Below are 24,624 nucleotides of genomic sequence, written 5' to 3'. Positions count from 1 at the left end.
GTCATCCATTCGGGAGAGACTGGGCTTTTTTATTTGTGTGAGAAGATATTTGCATACTGGCGAGGATCCATGTATGATAATTAAGGTATAGAATAAATCGTAAAATTAGAGTGGCGTTTTAATGAGTTAGAATTTGCAAGCGATTGGAGAGATGATCAGGTTGAAACTATTACAGTTACTGCCGCTCAGAGGGGGATCTTACGGCTTTCGCCTCAGTTCATCGCAAATCTTAGTTGGCGGCTTTGCGGCCTTTATTTTTTTCGGTGCAGTATTACTGTCTCTGCCGATGGCGTCGCAGTCTGGTGCGGGCGTTCCGTTTATTGATGCTCTGTTTACGGCAACTTCAGCTGTGTGTGTTACAGGTCTTGCTGTCGTCGATACAGGCACCACCTATTCTTTGTTTGGACAAATTGTACTTATTTTATTGATTCAAATCGGTGGTCTCGGGATTATGACGGTAGCCACGCTGTTTGCCATTCTCAGTGGGAAGCGAATTCGTCTGCGTGAACGAATGTTAATTCAGGAAGCAACAAATCAGCTTGATTTGGCTGGAGTTGTTCGTTTAGCTGTATATATTATAAAAACGACGCTATTGGTCGAGTGTATCGGCGGTACGATTTTAGCAATTCGTTTTTATCAGGATTTTGGCTTGCAAGGAATTTATTTTGGCTATTGGCATGCTGTTTCATCGTTTTGTAATGCAGGCTTTGATTTGATGGGGAATTTTACAAGTTTAACGAACTATGTTGATGACTGGACGATTAATCTGACTGTGGCTATGCTCATTATCATTGGTGGTATTGGTTTTCCTGTTATCGCCGATCTCTGGCGCTATCGTCAACAACGGCGGTTGACACTTCATACAAAAGTAGTTCTTCTGACGACGTTGATTCTAATTTTCCTAGGATCCTTTTTGATTTTTGTATCTGAGTTCTCTAATGGCGAAACGTTGGGGCCTTTAACTTTATCAGGCAAGATACAGGCGAGCTTTTTTCAATCTGTATCGACGCGAACAGCAGGCTATAATACAATTGATATTGGTTCGATGCGGGAAGGCACTTTGCTAATCATGATCTTGCTCATGTTTATTGGCGCATCTCCTTCTTCTATGGGAGGCGGCATTAAAACAACTACTTTTGCTGTACTTGTTGCGTCTTTATTTGGTGAGATTACAGGCCGCGGCGAAGCGCAGCTTTTTCAGCGGGTTGTGCCGAAAAATATGGTATATAAGGCTTTTATGGCCGTTATGCTAGCGTTACTTTTAGTGTTAACAGTGACAATTGCGATGAGTTTTACCGAGGAATTCCCCATTTTTAAACTTTTATTTGATGTTGTGTCAGGCTTTGGTACAGTTGGACTGACTATGGGAATTACTCCTTTGTTGACGCCTGTCGGTAAAGGCTGGCTTATTTTAACTATGTTTGCAGGTCGTGTTGGTACATTGACGTTACTGATGGCTTTGGCTGTAAGACATAAAAAGTGTTCCCTAAAATATCCCGAAGGGCGTTTGTTGATCGGATAAGGAGGAAAATCATGAAGAAGAAACATTATGCTGTCATCGGTCTCGGTCGTTTTGGTATCGGCGTTGCGACAACTTTAGCTGCAGCTGGTTACGAAGTACTTGTTATTGACAGCGAAGAAGAACGGATTCAGAAAATATCAGAGCTATTTACTCATGCCGTAGTTGCTGATACGACCGATGAGGCTGCATTAAAATCACTTGGTATTCGCAACTTTGATATTGTGATTGTAGCCATTGGCCATAATATTGAGGCAAGTGTTATGACGGTGCTATTACTAAAGGAATTAGGCGCGCCCTATATTGTAGCGAAGGCCGACAGCGCTATTCATGGAAAAATGCTAGAGAAAGTCGGGGCCGATCGTGTGGTTTTTCCTGAACGGGATATGGGGCAGCGTATTGCTCATAACCTTGTGTCAACGAATGTAATCGATTATTTCGAGGTTGCGCCTGATTTAGGAATTATTGAAGTCGCTGTACCGGAAAATCTAATCAACAGTAACTTAATAGAAGCGGATCTGCGTTCACGTTATAAAATTACGATTATTGCGATTCGTCGCGGCGCTGAGATGCTATTGTCACCGGATCCCAACGAGGCTTTTTTACAGGGAGATGGACTGATTCTTGTTGGCGATAGTAGTGGTATTCAACGCTTTGAATCAGAGTATTTTTGATACTTTTGAAACGAGCGTAAGCTTTACTTATGATTTATTTTAAAATGATTATCGCTTACAATCGTTTCCTTTTTATTAAAATTTTATAAGAATTTACAAGAATTTTGGAAAATTGGCAGGTTTCTTGATCCAATTTGTATAATTATATCTATTGATCGTAAATTCCCAAAGAAAGTAGGTCCTGCTTGTGCAGATAAGAAGTGTTCGCGCTAAATTTCTTCTTACTTTAGTACCTTTATTTATGATATCCTTTGCAATTTTAGCTGGCGCAAGCTATTATTTGGCAAATCAGCACTTAACAAAGAATGTCAAAGATACGGCAGTCGCAATTGGCGAAAAGTTTTCTACGCAGATTTCAGGTGATATGCATGAACGAATGGTCCGTCTTGACGATTTAGCATCAGATCCGGAAATGCAAGCTGGTACGCGTGAACAAAAGGTAGCCATTTTGGCTGCGGCGAAAGCGCGACTTGGTTCCAATTTTGATAGCATCTTTTTTATTAATCTTGACGGAAGCGCGGTAGCTTTTGATGGTAAGGATTATAATTATAGTGATCGCGAATATTTTACAAAGGTTAAGGCTACACAAATGCCTTATAGTTCCAAACCCCTCATTTCCAGATCCACAGGAAAATTGGCGCTTGCGCTGATAACACCAGTGAAACATAATGGACAGATGATTGGTATGATTGGCGGTACAATTTCATTAGAAAAATTGTCACTGCTATTAAAAGACCTACAGTTTAAAGATACTGGCTATGGCTATTTAGCAGATAGTTCTGGCGTGGTCATTGGCCATTATAAGGTACCGGAAACGATTAACAAGTTGAACTTACTAGAGAAGAAGATTCCCCAGGAACTCAATTTTCCTGTAAAAGAAATTGATGATCGTCTGACGCAGTTATTTAAAACAGCGGTTGACTCAGGAAAAACCGTAGAGGGATCTTACCTTAGTGTGTTTGGCGATTCCAGTGTAGCTGTGTTTACGCCAATTACTTTAGACGGCGGCAATAAATGGATTATGATTGTAACGGCGCCAGAAGCGGAAGTAACGCGAGAAGCTCGTTCGCTACTTTGGTCAACCGTGATTTTATCTTGTGTATTTTTACTTATCGCAGTGATTGCAATTTTGTTTATAGTAAAACGCTTTACTAAACCATTGCAGTTTATATTGCAAGAGGCGTTGCAATTAGCGGAAGGGGATCTTAGAGAACGGTCTGCCGTAGTGCAATCGCAAGATGAAATCGGCCGTTTGGCTCAAGGTTTCTGTGAAATGCGGACAAAATTACGTCAACTTATGCAGCATGTGAAGGGGCAATCTGAAAAGGTAGCTGGTGCTAGTGAGCAACTGACGGAAAGCGCCCATCAATCTGCTTCGGCGGCAAACCAGGTAGCAGAAGCTGTGACTACCATTGCAGCAGGTACGGATAAACAGGCTGATGCGGCTGCGACTATGGCTGAAACAACTCGCTCTATTGCCGAGAGTACCGGAAATATTGTTACTTCTACTCGCTCCTTTGCCCAAATGGCCCATGAAACATCGGTGCAAGCTGAGCAAGGACGAGAAAGCCTGAATGAGGCTGTGGCAAAAATGGAAGATATTCGACTTGGTTCTGAGGCGGTGCAGACAGCGATTGGTGAGTTGGCAAAAGGATCTAATGAAATCAATGAAATTGTCAATTTGATTTCAGCGATCTCTGGACAAACGAATCTACTCGCTTTAAATGCGGCGATTGAAGCGGCTCGCGCTGGGGAGCAAGGACGCGGTTTTGCCGTCGTCGCCGAGGAAGTACGCAAATTAGCGGAAGAATCTAATCAGGCGGCTGGTAAAATCAGCGAACTGATCCGCCAAAATGATATGAATATGAAGCAAGCTATCCTCAAAACTGAGGTCAGTGTAGAAAGTATTCAAGGTGGGATTGAATCAGTCAACGGTGCTGATTTGACCTTTAGAAAAATTGTTGAGGCCGTTGTATATCTCTCACAGGAAATTCAAAAGACAGCACATGCTTTAGAAGAAACGGCAACAAAAAATGATTTACTCGTAACGGCTTCTAAACGAATTGAAGACATCAGTAAGGAAAATTCCGGGGAAACTCAGACGATTTCAGCTGCTACAGAAGAGCAATCTGCTTCGATGGAAGAAGTAGCGGCGGCTAGCCGGAGTCTGTCTGATTTGGCGAAAGCCTTAGAACAGGAAATTCAACGGTTTAAATTGTAAAGCAAATTTTAATAAATGATTAGAGCAAAGAAGCTCTCGGAGAAATCCGGGAGCTTTTTGTTCTTTTTTAAACAGACTGAGTAAAGGAGGCGTCTAAACATGGGAACGCTAACAGATATTGAATCGTTTTTGCAGGATACAGTCATTATGGTCGCAGATATTCTTAGCCTTGAAGCTGTTGTCGTAGATTGCAACTTGAAAGTGATTGTTGGAACAGGAATTTATCGTGAGGAAAGAGGAATGTATGTAGGGGAGGGGACTTTATCAGCTTACTGCATGAAGCTGCGAGAGCCTCTCTTAGTAGTCAATCCTAGACTGCATGATTTGTGCCGTTCGTGTGCGCGGCGGGGACGTTGTCCCGATGCTGCTGAAATTTGTATTCCCATTCAAGTAGAAAACCGAGTTTATGGTACGCTTATTTTACTTGCTGTCAACCAGGAGCAGCGGAGTCTACTTTTAGGGCAAGAAGTTAAATTAATACGCTTTGGCCAGTGGCTTGCCGAGATATTTAGTCAGAAGCTGATTGCTTTACAATTTGGGTCTAATCGGGAACCGGATAGAGAAAAGGCAAAACCGATCGTGTCTTTTGCTGAACTAGAACATCAAGCGCTGTTAGCAGCTTTGGCGCGTTTTGGCGTTTCTACAGCGGGAAAACTTGCTATATGTCAAGCCCTAGGCATTAGCATTGCAACCTTCTATCGTAAAGTCAAAGAGTATGGGATTAATATTCGCGATAAACAATATGAGAGGAAATGAATTTTTTAGAATTATCTTGACATTTTTTTTCTTTCAGTACAGAATAGAATTCGACAGTTTTGTTTGTTTTTATAATGCCTTATGGCGTTAATTATTGTAAAATAGAAATATATAGCAAACTTGTCGAAAGACAAGGACGCAAAGCTATTGGGTCTAAGGAAAGTATATATTCTAAGACAGCCAGGTTGCTTGATTTTTGCGGGAATTCGCCGGGGCGCCGAAAAGCACTGCGTCGAATTTTTTGCTATGTTTGCAATACTTAACAAATGAGGTAGTTGATGAACGGTAAAGATAGCAGCGAAAAAGCTGCACGCCGCAGGAAGGGAGGTTAGTTGTTAGTTTTGATTTGAGGGTCTAGCGGGACTTATCAAGCACAAAGGCGGGACGATTATGCGTGTAACAATTGGTAAACAAATTATCTTGGTATGTGTTCTTATTGTGTTGGCTTTTACGGGTCTAAATATTTATACCTATTTCCAAATTCAAAAGGTGCAGGAAGATTATGAAGGCTTATTAAAACGCAGTGTTCCTTTAGTCGTTGATATTAAAGAATTAAGTCGCGAACTGAGTACTCAGTCGGCTGAAGTCAGAGGCTTTATTTTGTCAGCGGATCCACAGTATGTTGATCGTTATGAAGCATCAAAGAAGAAAACAGCAACTGTTTTGTCGGACTTAGAGGGAAAGTTGATTACGCCTGAAGGCAAACAGAAAGTGGCCGAATTGAAAGCCTCTTTAGCTGATTACGATAAAATTGCCGAGCAAGGACTTACCCTTCGAAAGACCCAAGGCCAGGCGGAAGCGGTGAAAGCGGTTGCGGCTTCTGGCGCCAAGATTATTGCCGCCGATAAGAATATGGAAGACACTGTTAAGTTTTTAGAAGATCGTATGGAGCTGAGAAGACAGGAAACTCAAGCCGATGTAACAAAGATTCAGTCTCTCTTATTTATTCTTGACGGAATTATTCTTGTGATCGGCGCCTTACTAGCCTGGTATTTGGCTAGACGAATCTCTCGGCCGCTCAATGATGTGTCGCAGGCGGCGCAGCGCATTGCCGATGGGGATTTGGGCGTACATAATATTTCTTATCAAGCCAATGATGAAATCGCTGATATGATCCGCTCTTTTTCGCATATGCGCGAAAATCTGCGGAAGTTAGTTGGAAGTGTAGCTAAGTCAGCGCAACAAGTGGCTGCTGCTAGTGAAGAGCTGACAGCGAGCTCGAATCAGTCAGCTCAGGCCGCGACACAAGTGGCCGAAACTGTTACCTGTGTGGCTGGTGGCGCTACCAATCAATCGACAGAAATTGATAAAGCAGCCAGTGTAGTGGAAGCTATGTCGCAGGAGATTCATCAGATTACATCACATGCCCAGGAAGTGACCAAAAAATCCGAAGAAACAGCACAAGCTGCTAGCGTGGGCGGCGAAGCCGTAACACAAGCTACGCAACAAATGAATTTGATTCAAGATTCTGTGGTATCATCAGCAAAAGTAGTACGCCGTCTTGGTGAACGTTCTCAGCAGATTGGTGAATTTGTTACGATGATCAGCGGGATTGCCAGTCAGACGAATTTACTGGCGCTCAATGCGGCTATTGAGGCGGCGCGGGCTGGTGAGCAAGGACGCGGCTTTGCCGTTGTAGCGGAAGAAGTTCGTAAGCTGGCTGAACAGTCCCATGAAGCAGCAGAGAAAATTACGGGAATTATTCATGATATTCAATCCGAAACAGCTGAAGCCGTTACCGTTATGGATCGGGAAACTGATGAAGTATCTAGAGGGGCTCAAGTTATTGCTACAACAGGTGAGCGTTTTCAGTTTATTGAACGCATGGTTCTTGACTTGACGGGACAAATTGGTTCGATTAATTCGGCTGCGCAAAATCTGATGACTGCCAGTGATGACGTTGTCAATTCTGTAGAAGCCATCAGAGGCGTTGCATCGTCGACGGCTTGTGATACTCAGTCAATTTCAGCAGCGACGCAAGAACAGTCGGCTTCGATGGAAGAGATTGCTTCAGCCAGCCAAACTTTGGCGCAAATGGCTATGGAATTGCAAGATGTTGTTGCTAAATTTCATCTTTAATATAATAGTTTAGAAAGATTATAAGAGAGACTTGTCGATTTGACAGGTCTCTTTTTGCATCCATTGAATATTTTGAGGGGCAAGTGTACAATAAATACAGAAATGGATTTGACCTTTAAAGGTGGACAGAATATGAGTGGATGTTCTCAGTGGGAAGATTGTTTCAGCGAGTTAGTACAAGCAGGCTTATTACGCAGCAAAGCGACAGGGAGACCTGTTTTAGTGAGCCATAGCGAAGAATCGCCTTGGAACCTTTTGGACTTTTTTGCAAAAACCGCGGCAATACGTTCCCAGGGATTTTACTGGATGAGCGCCAGTCGGGAAGAAATGTTTGCTGGTGTGGATGCGGCTTATACGATAGAAGTGAAGGCGGAGGAAAAAAATCCCCTGACAGCAGCAGAAGCAAGGTGGCAGTCCCTTCGTGGGGATCTACTGCTATCGCCAAAAATGCAAGAATTAGATCTCAGTCCTTTATGGATTGGCGGCAGTCGCTTTGACCCGTTACGGTCCAGAGAGTTGAAGTGGGGCAAGTTTCCCGCTGCTCGGTTTCAAGTCCCGAGTTGGCTGCTGCAGGAAAAAGGCGGCAGGCGGTATCTAACAACGACTCTGCTTGTTTCTCCCGAAGATCAGGTCGATCTGTTAGTTCAGCAGAATTTGACCGTGTTCGATCGGTTAAGAAAAGCGATGAATCAAGAATCTAGCGAAATAACGGCTGAACAGTGGGATGCTTTTCCGGGAGATTATGAAGACTATATCAAAAAAGTGACCTTTTTACGCGACCAAGTCCGACAGGGTACTTTAGAAAAAGTGGTGTTTGCCCGAGAGCTGATCTTGCAGGGCGATAAAGATTTTTCCATTGCCGCGGTGTTACGGCAATTAGAGCTGAAACAAAACAACAGTTATGTTTTTGCCTTTGATTGTGGGGGCGATGTTTTTCTGGGGGCTACGCCAGAGCGTCTCACGAAACGTCGGCAAGGCATTTATTACTCAACCTGCTTAGCGGGATCAGCGCCAAGAGGTAACGATGACGCTAGCGATGAAGTTTTAGGCAGTGAGCTTCTGCACGATGCGAAGAATCGGCAAGAGCACTTTTTGGTTGTGAAACGGATTCGGCAAATTCTTGATAAGCATTGTGAAGCTCTAGATATTCCGAATGAGCCTGTTTTGATGAAATTAGCTCAAATTCAGCATCTCTATACGCCTGTTCGTGGTAAAGCTAGATCGAAGTCGTCCCTATTATCGCTCTTGGCAGATCTTCATCCGACGCCTGCTTTAGGTGGTTTGCCTGTTGCAGCAGCTGTAACTGCGATTCGCGAAAGTGAAACTTTTGATCGTGGTTGGTACGGTGGTCCGATCGGCTGGATAAATTTTGACGGCGATGGGGAGTTTGCTGTAGCACTACGCTGCGCTTTGTTGCAAGGTCGAACCGCTTCATTATTTGCTGGTGGGGGCATTGTGGCTGATTCTGATCCAGCCAGCGAATATGAAGAGACAGAAGTGAAACTTCGACCAATGATAGTTGCTTTGGGGGGCGAGTAAATGAAGCAGGAACAAGTATTAGCGACTTATCTTGGGCCCATTGTGGGAGCTTTAGCAACTGCTGGCGTAAAACATGTTGTAGTCAGTCCGGGATCGCGCTCTACTCCTTTGGCGCTGCTTTTAGCGCATCATAAACAGATCAAAGTGTGGTTGCACGTCGACGAGCGTTCTGCTGCTTTTCTGGCTTTAGGAATGGCTAAGGCGAGCCAAGAACCAGTTGCTCTCTTATGCTCTTCTGGTACAGCCGTAGCCAACTATTTACCGGCTGTAGCTGAAGCGAAACATTCACGGACGCCGCTGATTATTCTTACAGCTGACAGACCTCATGAATTGCGCGATGTAGGAGCGCCGCAAACGATGGAACAAAATCATATTTTTAGCTCTTTTGTAAAATGGTTCTGTGAACTGGCGGAACCAGCGCCGCTTCAAGAGCTTACTGCCTATGGGATTGTTGCCGCTGCGCGAGCTGTTGCTACGGCTGTAAGTAGTCCTGCTGGCCCGGTTCATTTAAATTTTCCCTTAAGAGAACCGCTGTTGCCTGATCTGGCCTTAGCTGAGTCGCTATGGAATGAAAATAACCGCAATATCGGGGTAAAGAGCGGTAAGCAATGCATTGCTGCGGCTGAGGCGGCGAAGCTTATGGAAGAACTTATGAAGCAGCCGCAAGGGATTATTGTTTGCGGACCAAGCGAGACAGAGGATGCGACCTTTGCTAAGGCGGTTACAACATTGGCGGAAACGCTCGGCTATCCGCTGCTAGTAGATCCGTTGTCGCAGCTTCGCAGTGGTTCGCACAATAAAATGATGCTTATTGAGACCTATGACGCCTTTTTGCGTGACATAGCAGTGGCTGAGACGCTGCGTCCAGAGGTCATTCTCCGTTTTGGTGCGTTGCCTGTATCAAAAAGTTTATTTCAGTTTTTGAAAAAACATAGCAGCGTCCGCCAAATTCTTGTTGATGCAACAGAGACTTGGCGTGATCCGGCGCTTACGGCAACAGAAATATTTTATAGTGATTCGAGTGAGTTTTGCCGCAGTCTTCTTAGTCATCAGGTAGAGTTGCAGTCAAAGCAAGTTACATTGCAGGCTTCGCTAGATAGAGCTAGTGCAGCTAGGACTAGGAGTGCTACTTTGTGGCAAAAAAAATGGCTTTCGATGAACAAGGCTGTACGAGCGGTTATAACAGAGGCCACAGAGCCAGGCGCGATGGCAGAAGCAATCATGACAAAAGGCGATCCAGTCGGATCTTCCTATCGTGCGCTGCTGAGCGCTCTGCCTGATGCCGCGACGATTGTAGTTGGAAATAGCATGCCGATTCGCGATTTAGATACATTTTTTCTAACTCAAGAGCCTAAGCTCTGTGTGATCGGCAATCGCGGCGTTAATGGAATTGATGGTCTTACTTCGACGGCACTAGGAGCGGCTGTTTTTTCTCAGCCTTGCGTGCTTGTTGTGGGCGACTTATCCTTTTTTCATGACTTAAACGGTCTGTTAGCGGCCAAGCTTCATGAAATTTCCTTAACGGTTATTCTTATTAATAATGATGGCGGCGGAATCTTTTCTTTTTTGCCTCAGGCTAATTTGCCAGAGCATTTTGAAGAATTATTCGGCACGCCCCTTGGACTTGATTTTTCTGCAGTTGTAGCGATGTATGGCGGGTCGTTTATTCGTTTAAAAGAGGAAAAATCTTTGCAAGATTGTTTGGCAAGAGTTTTGCCTTTGCCAGGACTTAAGGTGATTGAAGTCGAAAGTGATCGAAGTGACAATGTAGTTTGGCACAAGCAACTGTGGCAAAAAACAGCAGCTGCAGCGCGGCTTGTTTTAGAAGAGGTGTAGCGGATGCGCCAAGTTTCTGTTCGCAATGTACCTTTTGCTGTTGCTGAGGCCGGGACGGGAGAAGCAGTGGTTTTGCTGCACGGCTTTACAGGGACAAGTTTTGACTGGCAGTTGCTTATGCAGAAACTGTCAGCTCACTATCACGTGATTGCACCTGACTTAATTGGCCATGGCGCCTCTGCTGTACCTGATGATTGGTGGCGCTACTCACAGGAAGAGGCTCTTTTGGATCTAAAAGCTCTGCTGAGTCAGCTCGGTGTTCGCAAGTTTCATCTCCTCGGCTATTCGATGGGCGGACGTTTGGCATTGCGCTTTGCCGTGGAACACCCTGAACTGCTTTATTCGCTGATTTTAGAGAGTGCTTCGCCGGGATTAAAACTTCAGAAAGAACGGGAGGAACGGCAAAATAGCGATAAGGCCTTGGCTGACTGGCTGGAGCGAGAAGGCATAGAAGCCTTTGTGACGCGTTGGACGAATCTTCCACTCTTTGCTAGTCAGGCGAAATTGCCGCTCGTAACGCAACAAGCGCTCAGAGAGCGGCGGCTGAAGAATGCGCCGCAGGGGTTGGCTAATAGTTTGCGCGGCATGGGAACAGGCACACAGCCCTCGTTGTGGCCTACCCTAAAAGCTTTGCGAATTCCTACCTTACTAGTGGCTGGCGAGCTTGATCAAAAGTTTACTTGTTTGGCGAAAGCGATGGCGCAAGAATTGCCGCAAAGCTCACTGAGCCTTGTGGCGCAAGCAGGTCATACGATTCACTTGGAGCAGCCAGATATTTTTGGTGAGATCGTAACAGACTTTTTAACGAAACATCAATTTAACAAAACTGCAATTTCATAAGGAGGATTTGTAAATGAGTGAATTTGCTTGGCAATCCCAGGGAAACTATGAAGATATTTTATACGAAACCTTTGAAAACATAGCAAAGATTACGATCAATCGCCCTGAGGTCCGCAATGCTTTTCGGCCGAAAACGGTATTTGAATTGATTGACGCTTTTGCCAGAGCGCGTGATGACAGCAGTGTTGGTGTAATTATTTTGACTGGCGCCGGCGATATGGCTTTTTGTTCTGGCGGTGACCAGAAAGTACGCGGTCATGGCGGCTATGTAGGAGACGATCAGATTCCCCGCTTAAATGTACTTGATTTACAGCATTTAATTCGCATTATTCCTAAGCCTGTTATTGCAATGGTAGCTGGTTATGCTATTGGCGGCGGTCATGTACTTCACATTGTCTGCGACCTGACCATTGCCGCGGATAATGCAATTTTTGGCCAGACGGGACCGAAAGTAGGCAGCTTTGACGGTGGCTATGGCGCTGGTTATCTAGCGAGATTAGTGGGTCATAAAAAAGCGCGGGAAATTTGGTATCTATGCCGTCAGTACACGGCGCAAGAAGCATTGGATATGGGACTTGTCAATACGGTAGTACCGTTGGCCGAGCTCGAACGAGAAACGGTCCAGTGGGCCAAAGAAATTTTAGCCAATAGCCCGATGGCGCTGCGGTTCTTAAAAGCGGCTTTTAATGCAGATACAGATGGATTAGCTGGATTACAGCAGTTTGCTGGTGATGCTACGCTGCTGTATTATACAACTGACGAGGCGAAAGAAGGCCGTGACGCCTTCAAAGAAAAGCGGAAACCCGATTTTGATAAATTTACTCGGTTTCCTTAAGCGTTAGTTTTTAAAAATTTTGGAAAAAGCAACCGCTTGGTGATCGATGCCAAGCGGTTGCTTTCTCAGGAGTCGAATAAAATGACACAGGAAATCATGCAAAACTGGCTGGCAAAACGCGCCCAACTGTCGCCAGAACGGTTGGCGATTGTCGATGGTGAACTACGCTGGACTTTTCAGGAACTCTATGAAATAGTGCATAAAACGGCAAAGCGGTTACATACAGCGGGAATCCAGCAAGGTGATTTTGTCGCGCTATTGTTAACAAATTCTTTTCGCGCGCCGCAACTGATTCATAGTGTGGCTCAGGCTGGCGCGGTAACAGTTTTGCTGAATAGCCGTTTGACAGCACAAGAAATTGCCTGGCAGTTAGCTGACAGTCCGACCAAGTTGCTAATTTACGATGAGGAATTTGCGGCAGTGGCGCAGCAAGCCGTAGTTTTGACCCGGAAGATACTTAATGAAACGAACGAAGCTGAGCGAGCGTCGCAGTTTTCTTTGCTGTCATATCAGGAGCTATCAGATTTACCGGAGACAGACGTTTCTTTTGCGGCACATGTTGCCCTGTCTGATGTGCATACCCTGCTATATACTTCCGGCACGACAGGAACGCCAAAGGGCGTTTTACTCACCTATGGCAATCATTGGTGGAGCGCTGTCGGTTCGGCGTTGAATCTTGGTCTTAGTGCTTCGGATCGCTGGCTTGTTTGCGTTCCCCTCTTTCATATGAGCGGGTTATCAATTTTACTGCGGAGTGTGATATATGGAATTCCTGCTATTATCCATCGTAAGTTTTTACCATCAGCAGTGAATCAAGCGATTTTATCAGAAGGGATTACGTTAGTTTCTGTTGTAAGCGCTATGCTACTGCGACTTGTTGACGGCTTAGGCGAGAGAAGCTATCCCGCCTCGTTTCGCTGTATGCTTGTGGGCGGCGGGCCAGTGCCGCCAGAACTGTTAACACGGTGCCGCAACCAGGAAATCCCTGTATTTCAAACCTATGGCTTGACAGAAACGGCTTCACAGTTGGCTACGCTAGCACCGGAATATATGGATCAAAAGCTAGGATCGGCTGGTAAGGCTCTTTTTCCGGCTGAAATTAAAATTGTTACCGAAAGCGGCGAAGCAATGGCAGGCGAGGCGGGGGAAATTCTTGTGCGCGGACCAAGTGTTACGTCAGGCTATTTAAAAGACCGCGGCAGTGACAGCTTCTTACCTGGTAGTTGGCTCAAAACCGGTGATCTTGGCTATTTCGATGCGGCAGGCTTTCTCTATGTACTTGACCGACGGAGTGATCTAATTATTTCCGGTGGAGAAAATGTCTATCCCGCCGAAATAGAAGCAGTTCTTGTGAGACATGCCGCTGTATTAGAAGCAGGCGTAACGGCAATGGCTGATCTTATATGGGGCCAAGTTCCCGCAGCGTTTGTCGTTCTGCGCCAGGGGGCGGCGGTAACAGAATTAGAACTGCAAAGTTTTTGCCGTAGTCATTTAGCAGGCTATAAATGTCCTAAGCGAATTTATGTTATCTCGCAGCTGCCGCGCAATGGTGCCAATAAACTAGTTCGGCGTCGCTTACAGGAGCTTGTGCCAGTGATTGAAACAGGCCAACGCGGGTAAGGAGGAAAGATCATGCCAAGAGGTGTAAATATTCCACTAAAAATTCAATCCGTGACGCTGTATCATGTTCAGATGCGCTTAAAGGACTCTGTTACGACGAGTTTTGGCGCTATAAAGAAGAAAGATGCTATCCTTGTGGCTGTGTGTGATCATGATGGAATAGTTGGTTGGGGTGAAACGCCAGTTTTTGCGATTCCCTGGTATCAAGAAGAAACGATTGACACAGCCTGGCACGTACTTCGTGATTTTTTGATTCCCCGTGTTTTACAGCAACCCTTTGTTACAGTCCCAGGAATTGTCGCACTGTTTGCACCAGTGCAGCGTAATTATATGGCTAAAGCTGGTTTAGAAGGCGCCTTATGGGATTTAGCTGCTAAACGGCAGGGCTGTTCCTTAGCTGCTTTACTTGGCGGCAAGCGGCGGCAGGTTCCGGTTGGTGTCGTAGTCGGATTAAAGACGACTGAGACCGAGTTATTACATAAGATAGCGGCGTACCAACAAGCCGGTTATCAAAAAATCAAGCTGAAGATTAAGCCAGGCCAGGATCACAGCGTGATTGCCGCTGTGCGCAAAGTATTCCCGCTACTTTCTTTAGCAGTTGATGCCAATGGCGCTTATAAAGCTACCGACGCTTTTTTTGATGAAGTGGATCAATGGCAGCTAACGATGATTGAACAGCCCCTTGTCCCAGGCGATCTATTAGGTCACAGCAACCTTCAAGCTAGGCTAAAAACCCCGCTTTGCCTTGATGAAAGTATTGCTTCTTTTCATGATATCGAACTAGCCCTTGCTTTAAAAAGCTGTCAAATTATCAATATTAAATTGAGTCGCCTTGGCGGACTCAGTGCGGCAAAAGCGGCTCATGATTTATGTGCGAGTCAGAGAATTCCTGTATGGTGCGGCGGGATGTTTGAAACAGGTGTTGGTCGGGCTCATAATATTGCACTCGCTTCTTTGGACGGTTTTACGCTTCCTGGCGATTTATCGGCTTCAGAGCGGTACTGGAACTTTGATATTATCGAACCGGAAGTGACTGTTCATCAAGGTGAGGTAGTTGTACCAACAGAACCTGGCATTGGTTTTGGTGTGTCAGAAGAAAAACTCAAAAAGGTTACTTTAGCTAAAGCTGTATACTCTTAGCCACGAATGGTTTGTTTGACGCTTTTTTGTATTTTTTAGCGGAAAAAATCAAAGGAAAAAAGTAGTTTGGCGCTTTTTTTTGTATTATAATTAGAGAACGGTATCAACAAATTTTAGTCCCGAGAAAAGCGAATAAACGACGACTGCCAACAATATATGACGTCGGTTGCTAGCGGTAAGATGAAAGAAAGACGGGGTGTCTATTTTGCTTCCTAGCCAAACATGCAGCATTAGACAAGCGCAACCGGGAATGAAGTTAGCCAAAGCGGTTCTGACGGAAACTGGAGTCGTTTTATTGAATGCCAGGGCAATTTTGACAGATTCATTGATTCAAACATTAAGCAAACGCGGTATTTCTGAAGTTGTTGTCGAACAAGAGAAGCCAAGTACGGTCGAGGATGCTTTGACCGCAGAGCGGCAACGGTTTATCGATGTGCGAAATCAGATGATTACAGCTGTTGCTGAAGTTTTTCAGGATATAAGTCGGTTGCAGCCGCTTCCTGTGACCAAACTAGAAAATTTGGCAGATTCATTGCTACTGCCTCTGTTGGAGCGATCTAATATTATTTTCCCTTATTTACATATCATGGATAATAGGGGGGAGTATTTATTTCGCCATAGTGTCAATGTGGCGGTACTATCAGGGATTTTGGGCGCATGGCTTAAGTGGCCGCAGGAAGATTTGCGTGATCTGGTGTTAGCAGGTCTGTTACATGATGTGGGAAAGGTGTCGATTCCTAGTCCGATTTTGGATAAGCCCGGAAAATTACTTTCCTATGAGATGGAAATTATGAAATTTCATGCTCAACTAGGTTTTGATTTAGTCAAAGATTGCAATCAGCTTTCTCCGGCTGTTAAAGAAGGCGTTTGGCAGCATCATGAGCGGATTGACGGTACTGGTTATCCGCAAAAACTGGTGGCGGAGGCGATTAGTCCGATTGGTAAAGTCATAGCTGTGGCCGATGTTTATGATGCGATGGTTTCCCGCCGTGTTTATCGGGAGCCCTTGTCTCCCCTTGTAGTTATGAAGGAAATCTATCAAGCCATGTTTAGTTCGCTTGATGCAAAAATTTGCTTAACTTTTCTGGAACAAGCGGCCAAAAGCCTGATTGGGTCTTGCGTAAGATTGAGTAATGGTTTGCTCGGCAAATTGGTTTATATGAATTATGGCAGCTTAAATCCACTGATCGTACAACTGGATTCCGGGGAATGTCTTTGTTTGGAACAATGTAATTTAAAAATTGCTGAGATAGTAGTCTAGCGCTTGTCGTAGTGCCAGGCCAGAACAAACTGTTCTGGCTTTTTCTTTTTGACTGCCCTTGTCGCTATTTAGTGCTATACTGAAAGCGTTAAGTCTGTTGTTGAAGGGGTTTAAACTATGTTGTCTAAATATCATTTGTTGTTGCTTTTGACCAGCTTTTTATGGTCAGGCAGTTTTATTGTTGGAAAAGTTTTAGTAAATCATGCGTCACCTATCACGTTAACGATTTTGCGTTGGGGGCTTTCCCTGTTGTTTCTGCTTCCTCCGTTGTTATATGGTCAAAAGAAAATGGTTCCGCCACGAGGGGCTTTGTGGCCGCTCTTTGGTATGGGAGTTACGGGAGTTCTGTTGTTTAATGTACTTCAATTTTGGGCTTTGGCTAAGACCACAGCTATGAATGTTGGACTTATTTCGACGTTAAACCCCTTATCAATTGCTTTATTCGCCTCCTTGTTTCGCTATGATAAGCTACGACCATCGCAAATTGCGGCCATGCTGCTTTCTTTGGCCGGTGTAATTCTTGTTATTTCTAAAGGAAATTTACAGCAACTTTGTCACCTGCAATTTAATGAAGGTGATTTATGGATGGTTGCTGCTGTGAGCGTATGGGGGCTTTATTCCATATTTACCAAAGCAGCAATGCAGTATGTAACACCGCTTGCTGCTACGTTTTATTCCGGTCTGTTCGGTTTTTTGCTGCTTCTGCCTTTAGCCGGACCTGATTTTGCGATTGATCAAGCTGATGGCGCTTTTTGGGGCGCCATGCTTTATATGAGCTTTCTTTCTACTGTTTTATGTATGTTTTTCTGGAATTTGGGAGTCCAGAAAGTGGGCGCCACAACGGCGGGGGTTTTTTTGAATTTTAATCCGATTTTTACGGCAATTATTGCTTTTTTATTATTGGGAGAATCTTTAACACTGTTACAATCTGCCGGGACGGTTATTGTAGTAGGCGGCTGCTATCTTTTTTCACGGTTTAGCGGGAAAAAATAAGACGATCTTTTGTAGAGAGTTACTAGAATTTATTTGATTTTTTGGTGAATCGGCACATAGAGATTCCCGATTATCTTTGTTATAATAAAATTAAGTTGATGAGCAATGACGCTACAGCGCAAAGGGCGCTTAGCGTCTTTTTATTAACTGACCGAAAAAGGGAGGCTTTAGACTATGGTTGTCAAGCTGGCTGATTTATTGCGGCTTCCGGCCCTAAAAGAATGTAAGCTTGTAGCTGGCAACAGCGGTCTTGAGCGAGTGCTTCATTGGGCTCATGTTTTGGATTTGCCTGATGTCATGGAATGGGTACAAGGCGGCGAGCTATTATTTACGACCGGGATTGGCATGCGGGGTAATCTTGCTGATTTACCTGATATTGTTCGTGCCTGCTACGATAAAGAAGTAGCGGGCCTGGTGATCAATGTAGGTCCTTATATTCAAACAACACCGCCAGAGGCGTTAGCAGCAGCCGATGAGTTGGGATTTCCGATTTTTGAGCTGCCCTGGGAAGTGAAACTCGCTGAAGTGACGCGGTCGATTTATAATTTTATCGCTGCCAAACAAATTGAAGAAAAGTCGGTTCAAGACATTTTGGAAAATATTCTTTATGGCAGCGGGGAAAATCATGAACATCTCGTGGCGCGGGCGGCTTCTTGTGATTACGATTTGACCCAGACGTATCAGATTATGATTGTAAAATTCGAGCACTTTTCAGCCTATTTATCAGAAATTAGGGCCCTTACGGAGCATCATATTTTAGTTATTAAACTGCAAATGCAAAAGCTCATTCAAACCGTATTCGAAAAGAGAGGGAAAAAGGCGTTATGCCTGATTCGCCTTGATACAGCCCTCATTATGCTACCGACGACGCGTAGTTTTGAGGAGCAGGAGATTACTCGAAGTTTAGCGGAGGAGATCTCTCAGGAATTTCAGCTTCAATTTGCCGGGCTGAAATTACGACTTGGCTGGGGGCATCCCTTTGAGGACATCCGTCAAGCGAGAAAAGGTTTGGCTCAAGCGGAACAGGCTATGCGGGTTGCACAAACGATTTCAGGGACGCATAAATCAATGGGCTTTGATGAAATCGGCTTTTATAAAGTCTTATTTAATGTACAGGATCGTAGTGAACTAGAGGGATTTCGCAGCGAAGTTCTTGCTTTGCTGCTAGCTTATGATGAAAAGCATGGCGCTGAGCTTGTCAATACGCTCACGGTATTTCTTGAGGAAAATGGAAACTTTGTTCGTGTTTCAGAGCGACTCTTTATTCACCGCAATACACTCAAATATCGTCTGCAAAAGATTGTGGAGATTACCGGACGAAATTTAAGCGATCCTAAGGATCGCATGCTGTTATATTTTGCAACAATCGTGCATCAATTTTTATATTTGTAAGGCCTAGTAGGGAAGTTCAAATCATTTTTATAGATCAAAGGAGTGGCTGGATATGAGTAAAGTGTATAGCAAAGACGAAATGCAGGAGCTTGTAGAATTGCACAAAGAACATTTATGGCTTCATATTACGAACCATAGCGCTTTTGAAAATCAGGATCCGCCGATTATGGTCGCCGGCAAGGGGGCGATGATTCAGGATATCCAAGGTCGAGAATATCTTGACGGTTTGTCTGGTGGGGTTTGGTGTGTAAATGTCGGCTATGGCCAGGAAGCAATTATCACTGCTATTACGGAACAGCTGAGAGAGTTGCCTTATTATGCTGGTTCTATGGGCAATCCTCCTTATATTCGTTTGGCTAAAAAATTAGCGGAGTTGTCACCTGCTACGCCACGAGCCTATATTGCCAACAGCGGCTCTGAAGCCAATGAAAAAACCTTTAAAATTGCCAGACAGTATTTTAAATTGAAGTATCCAGAAAAAAATAAACATAAAATCATTTACCGTCATCGCGACTATCATGGCAGTTCCATTGCCGTCCTAGCTGCTACTGGTCAAGAAGAACGCAAGAGCGGCTACGGTCCTTTCCCAGCAGGTTTTGCTGAAATGCCTCACGCTCTTTGTTATCGCTGCCAATTTGGCAAGACTTATCCTAGCTGTAATGTGGAATGTGCTCACGCTCTCGAGAAGGTCATTCAGAGCGAAGGACCTGATGAAGTGGCAGCTGTCATTTTAGAACCGATTACGGCCGGGGGCGGTATTATTGTTCCTGTACCAGAATATTATCCGATTATCCGTGAAATCTGTGATAAGTATGAAGTTTTGTTAGTTATGGATGAAGTCGTAAATGGCTTTGGTCGTACCGGCAAGATGTTTGGTTATCAGAATTATGATTTTGAGCCTGACATGATTACCATGGCCAAAGGCTTAGCAAGCTCCTATATGCCGATTTCGGCAGCTCTTACGAAACAGTTTATCTTTGAACAATTTAAAGTAGATGCAGCCGATACGCTTGGCTATTTCCGGGATATCAGTACCTTTGGCGGCTGCGCTGCCGGCTGTGCTGCGGCGCTTGCCAATATTAAAATTATGGAAGAAGAGAAGCTTGTGGCCAATAGTGCGGCGATGGGAGACTATCTACTAGAAAGCCTGAAGGAGTTAGAAGCATTACCGCATGTAGGCGAAGTTCGCGGCAAGGGACTTTTCCTGGGGATTGAATTAGTGGAAGATAAGAAAACTAAGGCGCCTTTGCCGGAAAAATATTTAGCTCAGATGGTTGCTGAAGCTAAGGCTGACGGAGTTATGATTGGTCGTATGTCCCGCAGCGTACCGCAGTCTAATAATGTTTTGACCGCTGCGCCGCCGCTTATTATCACGAAGGAAGAAACAAAACGACTCGCCGATACTTTCCGTAAGGTTGTTACGAATTTTCATAAATAAACGAAGATAGTATAAGGAAATAGCGATAAAAAAGAGGTATCCGTCATGGCGACTAGGATTGATTCACCATGATTTGGATACCTCTTTTTGCAAGTTGCTTTAAGCACATTCAGAAGCTGTAATTGGCGCTGGATCAAGGAGATAAGTCAGTAAGAAAACACCGACGCAGGTAACCCATTCGAGATAGATTACATGAGGGAAGATTCTCACAGCTGGTACGAACTGCCAGAGAACTAACACGATAACTCCTGCCAAAATGGTATTGAAGGCAGAGTTTTTTCGGCAGAATCCAGGGGCGAATAGTGTAAAGAGGACAATGACGCTAAAGGCTGCTGTCAAGCTAAGACCAACCATTAAGGTACTGATAATGCCGCTGATTGTCATAGCGAGCAGTAAGGTGAGAATTCCTAGACTTAGTACGGAAAGTTTCGTGATGGCTAAGAAGTTCTTTTCGCTCACGTCAGGATTAATGAATTTTTTATAAATATCTTGTGAGAAGAGGGTGGCTGAGCTTAATAACAAGTTGCAGGCTGTCGATACATCAGCCGCCCAAAGTGCGGCAAGGGTCAAACCCGCCAAAACGGGATTCAGCGACATAATCGTCATCGGCAGGGCTAAAGCGGGGCTGGCGTCAGGAAACATAGTTTTCGCAATGACGCCGAGCATAGCGCTGACAAAACCAATCGGCAGCATCATGAGACCGCCAATAATAAAACCGCGCTGAGCTGTTTGCACGTTTTTGGCCCCGAGGGAAATCTGGATGATACTTTGGAGCGAAAGATTGACTGTAACGAGCACGAGAATCCAGCTTAAAATACCGATGGGACCGACACCGTCAAAAAAGCTCATGTAAGGAATATTAGACGGCAGTTTTAGCTGAATCATATCAAAGCCGCCGGAATAGTTGATACTGACAATTGTCGCTAAGATAATGCCGATATATTTGAGACTTACGTTTAAAACATTAGATAAGCTGGCTGACCACATGCCGCCGATGGAGGTAATGCCGATAAATACGACGGCGCTTGTGAGCATGCCGGTGGTGAGAGTGAACATTTCAGGCATGAGAGCGCAGAGAATGCTGCCGCCAGCAATATATTGGAGCGACATGACTACAAGCTGAATGAGAATTTGACAGGCAATACCTGCAATCATGCCTTTAGTATCATAATAACGGCCAAGCAGTTCAGGAATCGTGGTAATGTTTAACTGGCGATATTTCTTGGCAACGACAAGACCCATCACAATCGCGCCGATGCCCCATGCTGTGGTATACCAGCCTGCTGACAAACCGACTTTATACGCTTGTTCGGCTACCCCGATAGTAGATGCGCCGCCGACGGCAAGACCGACGATGGATACGGTAATTAACGGTGTCGTAAGCTGGCGACCTGCCAGCACGTAGTTTGTAGCACTACCAGCGGAGCGCCGCTGAGCAAAATAACTGATGAGGAATAATACGCCTATATAGATACACACAATGAGGAAGGGAATACTCATGGGAAAAGCCTCCTTTGAATTTGTTTTTTCTTTTATGCCGGCCATAAAAGAAAATCGCCCCTCTGCCGAGGGACGATAAATTACCGTGGTACCACCCAAATGAAATCTTATAGATAAAATAAAAAGCGGTACCGAATAAGGGGCGAAATGCCGCGGTACCACCCTGAATTTATCATAAAGATCACTCTAAAGTCTTATAACGCAGACAAAACGGCCAGACCTACTTTCATTTCAGTCCGCAGTTCAAAAAGGAACTTCACCGCCAAGCTTCAACTGGTTTGCACCAACCACCAGTTCTCTGAATGAAACAATGGGAGCTACTTTCTTTTATCATTACTGATCTCATATGAGTTTGTGATTTAGATTATAACCATGGAGAGAACGAATGTCAATAGGTGAAGAACATATTTTTCTATTTTGTTACGAAGAAAGTTGTTTTTTGAGTTTCAATCGAAAAATTGTGCCAGAGCTGCCTGTTTCTACTTCAATTTTTGCTTCATGGCGCTCGGCAATGCGGTAGCAAATCGGAATGCCGAGACCGGTTCCGTTGTTTTTTGTCGTCATAAAGGGAGTACCAAATTTGGTGAGGACTTCCGGGGGAATTCCCGTGCCATTATCTTTAATTTCCAGGATTACCTGGTCTAGATCAAGGTAGGTTTTGATGATGATGTTTCCTTTATAGGAAATTGCGTCAAGACCGTTGCGAACAATATTTAAGATGTATTGTCTGATTTCATTTTCATCAAGCTGAATTTCAGGAATATCATTTAGCTCTAAGGTAATTGTTTTTCCGGCGCCAAGAGCATCCGCCTGAAGCAAGGGATAAATCTTGGAGATGATCGTATTTAAATCATGACGAGCCAGATCAATCTTTTTATTTTTGGCGAGGGATAGAAATTCAGTGATAATCGAATTGGCTCGGTCTAATTCTTCAATCATTAGATCAAAATATTCGCGCTGCGAGGTGAATTCTCGTTTGGCTTGGAACATTTGCAAAAAACCACGCACTGTCGTAAGGGGATTACGAACTTCATGCCCCAGACTAGCCGCCATTTCACCAATTAAATTCAGATGATCTAGGCGGGTAACTTCTTTTTCTAATCGGATATGCTCCGTAATGTCATTGATTACGCAAAGTAAGCAAGGTTCTTCATTGATTTCTAAAAGTTCTACAGAGAAAAGGCCGATTTTTTCCGCACCACTCTTAGTCAGAAAAGGAAGTTGTAGATTGTAGACTGCCTTTTTTTCTTCCATTACGCGAAACAGACAGGCCTCTAGTTTTAGGCTTAAGTGAAGTTCAAGCAGGGTTTGGCCGAGAATTTCATTCGATTCATATTCAAAAGTATTTAAAAAGCTTGTGTTTACATCAAGAAACAAGTGGTTTTTCCAAGAAAAAATGCACATCGGTACAGGGCTTTCTTTGAAAGATTTCATGAATCGTTCTTCGGAAAGACGCAGCGTTTGTTCAATTTGCCGACGTTCTTCAATTTCCTGTTGCAATTTTTCATTGATGGCCTGGATATTTTTTTGTAATTTCATTTCCATTTTCTGCTCGACCAATTGGGTGGCAAAGGAGCGAGAACGATCATATTCCTTGATATAGTACGTAATCAGCACGGCAATAAAGGCGATATTAGCCCAAAGTATCAGGGCTAGACTGATCGCAATATCGCCAAAACGGCTAAAAGCATCGGCATAGGGAACGATGACTTCTGGATAGTTATATTCAAGTACAATCATGGTTAGCGTCATTCCCACCAGTGCTAAAAAGGCGAAACAACGTTGTTTGCCCCGTAATAGGGCTGTTATAATGGAAGAAAAAAATAAGATAAAATAAGCTGCTACACCGGAGCTGCCACCGTTATAAATCCATAAGATGGGTGTAAATAAAAAAATACAAATGATAGTGAGAATAAGCATAGCCGCAGAATATTTCCGTTTGATAAAAGAAAGGTAATAAATAAAAAGGCTTAAGAGACCGCATCCAAAGCTGATACTGATCAGCACAGGGCCTAGCGCAAGGACAATATTGCCGATTCCACTTAAAACAGAAAGAATTACCGAGAAAATCAGCACCACATTCAGTAGACGGTGCTGGATCGAAAAAGATTCGTCTTCACCAACTAGTTTATTAAAGAAATGATTCATAGATTTACACCATCACTATTATTAAAATAATAAAAATAATCATATTTAAATGTAAACAATTCATGACAAGAGTCTGCTTTTCCTGCACGAAATCGACGAAAAATAAAAGAATATAACAAAATAGTAGGAGGGAAAAATGCAGCAAAAAGAGCTGTTGAAATCGATTCAGCCTGTTATTTTAGCTGGCGGTAAGAGCAGTCGCATGGGGGAGAATAAAGCGTTGCTTCGTTTGAATGGCCGGAGCCTGATTGAAATTATTAGCGGAAAATTACAGCAAATTTTTACCGAAAAGCCGCTGATTGTTACAAATACACCCAGTGAATATGCCTTTCTTGCTTTACCTATGGTTAGCGATACTTATCAGGAGCGCGGTCCGCTTGGCGGTTTAGAGGCGGCGCTCTGCTGGTCTAAACAATCGACTTTATTTGTTGCAGCTTGCGATATGCCATGTGTAGATGTCACCTTAGTTAGGCAAATGGCAACGTTTTGCAGCGCCTACGACGCGGTGGTTCCTTGCAGTGGCCACGGGATGCTGGAACCGCTGCAGGCTTTTTATACAAAAGCCTGCTTGCCGGCAGTAACTCGCTTGCTCCAGATGGAGCAGGGGCGGATGGTGCTGTTATTGCAACAGGTAAATACGTATTACTTTCCAACTCAAGCGGGACAGAATCGGGAGCCGGCGTTTAATTTTGTGAATGTCAATACGAAAGACGATTGGCTGCAACTGAAGCAAAAGTGGTGAAAATAGCGAAAACGGTCAAATTTGTTTAAATTTGCCGAAATGGGGAAAAAAGAACAGGAATCTGCTTATATTTATGGAACTAATTAAGAAA

18 protein-coding genes, 1 riboswitch and 1 other annotated feature are annotated in these 24,624 nt (G+C 44.2%); of the genes, 16 read left to right on the top strand and 2 right to left on the bottom strand.

Going from position 1 to position 24,624, the window contains the following annotated elements; genetic code table 11:
- The first annotated feature begins 160 nt into the window (after positions 1–160).
- From AC0MXB_RS10055 to AC0MXB_RS09985, 15 genes are all read left to right on the top strand, one after another.
- Positions 161–1,522 carry a TrkH family potassium uptake protein gene (locus tag AC0MXB_RS10055; protein ID WP_474039535.1) on the top strand — a complete coding sequence of 454 codons (1,362 nt, stop codon included), beginning with the start codon at positions 161–163 and terminating at the stop codon, positions 1,520–1,522.
- 11 nt (positions 1,523–1,533) lie between these two features.
- Positions 1,534–2,193 (top strand): potassium channel family protein, encoded by a 660-nt coding sequence (locus AC0MXB_RS10050; RefSeq protein WP_474039534.1) that lies wholly within the window; start codon positions 1,534–1,536, stop codon positions 2,191–2,193.
- A 187-nt stretch (positions 2,194–2,380) separates the two neighbouring features.
- A complete protein-coding gene (locus tag AC0MXB_RS10045; RefSeq protein WP_474039533.1) occupies positions 2,381–4,414 on the top strand; it encodes a methyl-accepting chemotaxis protein in 2,034 nt (677 codons plus the stop codon).
- Positions 4,415–4,513: 99 nt separating this feature from the next.
- Positions 4,514–5,170, top strand: a complete 657-nt coding sequence (locus AC0MXB_RS10040) for a hypothetical protein (RefSeq protein WP_474039532.1) — start codon at positions 4,514–4,516, stop codon at positions 5,168–5,170.
- Between the two features lie 103 nt (positions 5,171–5,273).
- A riboswitch (cyclic di-GMP riboswitch) is annotated at positions 5,274–5,363 on the top strand.
- 197 nt (positions 5,364–5,560) lie between these two features.
- The gene (locus AC0MXB_RS10035; RefSeq protein WP_474039531.1) at positions 5,561–7,249 is read left to right on the top strand and encodes a methyl-accepting chemotaxis protein; all 1,689 of its coding nucleotides are present in this window, start codon (positions 5,561–5,563) and stop codon (positions 7,247–7,249) included.
- 132 nt (positions 7,250–7,381) lie between these two features.
- Entirely contained in the window at positions 7,382–8,788 is a 1,407-nt protein-coding gene (locus tag AC0MXB_RS10030) for an isochorismate synthase (RefSeq protein ID WP_474039530.1), read from the top strand.
- Positions 8,789–10,624: a 2-succinyl-5-enolpyruvyl-6-hydroxy-3-cyclohexene-1-carboxylic-acid synthase gene (gene menD / locus AC0MXB_RS10025; protein ID WP_474039529.1), complete on the top strand. Its 1,836-nt coding sequence runs from the start codon at positions 8,789–8,791 to the stop codon at positions 10,622–10,624.
- A gap of 3 nt (positions 10,625–10,627) precedes the next feature.
- Positions 10,628–11,464 (top strand): 2-succinyl-6-hydroxy-2,4-cyclohexadiene-1-carboxylate synthase, encoded by an 837-nt coding sequence (menH, locus tag AC0MXB_RS10020; protein ID WP_474039528.1) that lies wholly within the window; start codon positions 10,628–10,630, stop codon positions 11,462–11,464.
- 13 nt (positions 11,465–11,477) lie between these two features.
- On the top strand, positions 11,478–12,299 hold the full coding sequence (menB, locus tag AC0MXB_RS10015) for a 1,4-dihydroxy-2-naphthoyl-CoA synthase (protein WP_474039527.1): 822 nt from the start codon (positions 11,478–11,480) through the stop codon (positions 12,297–12,299).
- Positions 12,300–12,380: 81 nt separating this feature from the next.
- Entirely contained in the window at positions 12,381–13,919 is a 1,539-nt protein-coding gene (locus AC0MXB_RS10010; RefSeq protein ID WP_474039526.1) for an o-succinylbenzoate--CoA ligase, read from the top strand.
- 12 nt (positions 13,920–13,931) lie between these two features.
- Positions 13,932–15,059: an o-succinylbenzoate synthase gene (gene menC, locus AC0MXB_RS10005; RefSeq protein WP_474039525.1), complete on the top strand. Its 1,128-nt coding sequence runs from the start codon at positions 13,932–13,934 to the stop codon at positions 15,057–15,059.
- 250 nt (positions 15,060–15,309) lie between these two features.
- Positions 15,310–16,320 carry an HD-GYP domain-containing protein gene (locus tag AC0MXB_RS10000; protein WP_474039524.1) on the top strand — a complete coding sequence of 337 codons (1,011 nt, stop codon included), beginning with the start codon at positions 15,310–15,312 and terminating at the stop codon, positions 16,318–16,320.
- 117 nt (positions 16,321–16,437) lie between these two features.
- The gene (locus AC0MXB_RS09995; protein WP_474039523.1) at positions 16,438–17,313 is read left to right on the top strand and encodes a DMT family transporter; all 876 of its coding nucleotides are present in this window, start codon (positions 16,438–16,440) and stop codon (positions 17,311–17,313) included.
- A 174-nt stretch (positions 17,314–17,487) separates the two neighbouring features.
- On the top strand, positions 17,488–18,705 hold the full coding sequence (locus AC0MXB_RS09990; protein WP_474039522.1) for a PucR family transcriptional regulator: 1,218 nt from the start codon (positions 17,488–17,490) through the stop codon (positions 18,703–18,705).
- Between the two features lie 52 nt (positions 18,706–18,757).
- Entirely contained in the window at positions 18,758–20,143 is a 1,386-nt protein-coding gene (locus tag AC0MXB_RS09985; RefSeq protein WP_474039521.1) for an aminotransferase, read from the top strand.
- A 99-nt stretch (positions 20,144–20,242) separates the two neighbouring features.
- Here the strand turns inward: AC0MXB_RS09985 and AC0MXB_RS09980 are convergent, their stop codons facing one another.
- Both AC0MXB_RS09980 and AC0MXB_RS09975 read right to left on the bottom strand, forming a co-directional pair.
- Positions 20,243–21,643 (bottom strand): sodium:solute symporter family protein, encoded by a 1,401-nt coding sequence (locus tag AC0MXB_RS09980; RefSeq protein WP_474039520.1) that lies wholly within the window; start codon positions 21,641–21,643, stop codon positions 20,243–20,245.
- 135 nt (positions 21,644–21,778) lie between these two features.
- Positions 21,779–21,986: a binding site (T-box leader), on the bottom strand.
- Positions 21,987–22,063: 77 nt separating this feature from the next.
- Positions 22,064–23,791 carry a two-component system sensor histidine kinase NtrB gene (locus AC0MXB_RS09975; RefSeq protein ID WP_474039519.1) on the bottom strand — a complete coding sequence of 576 codons (1,728 nt, stop codon included), beginning with the start codon at positions 23,789–23,791 and terminating at the stop codon, positions 22,064–22,066.
- Between the two features lie 136 nt (positions 23,792–23,927).
- On the opposite strand from AC0MXB_RS09975, the gene mobA reads away from it, so the two are divergent.
- The gene (mobA, locus tag AC0MXB_RS09970) at positions 23,928–24,533 is read left to right on the top strand and encodes a molybdenum cofactor guanylyltransferase (protein WP_474039518.1); all 606 of its coding nucleotides are present in this window, start codon (positions 23,928–23,930) and stop codon (positions 24,531–24,533) included.
- Positions 24,534–24,624: the final 91 nt, after the last annotated feature.

This window comes from Pelorhabdus sp. sgz311001, assembly GCF_055901755.1.
Note: the sequence above shows the minus strand (reverse complement) of the source record. Positions and strands in the feature narration are given on the sequence as shown.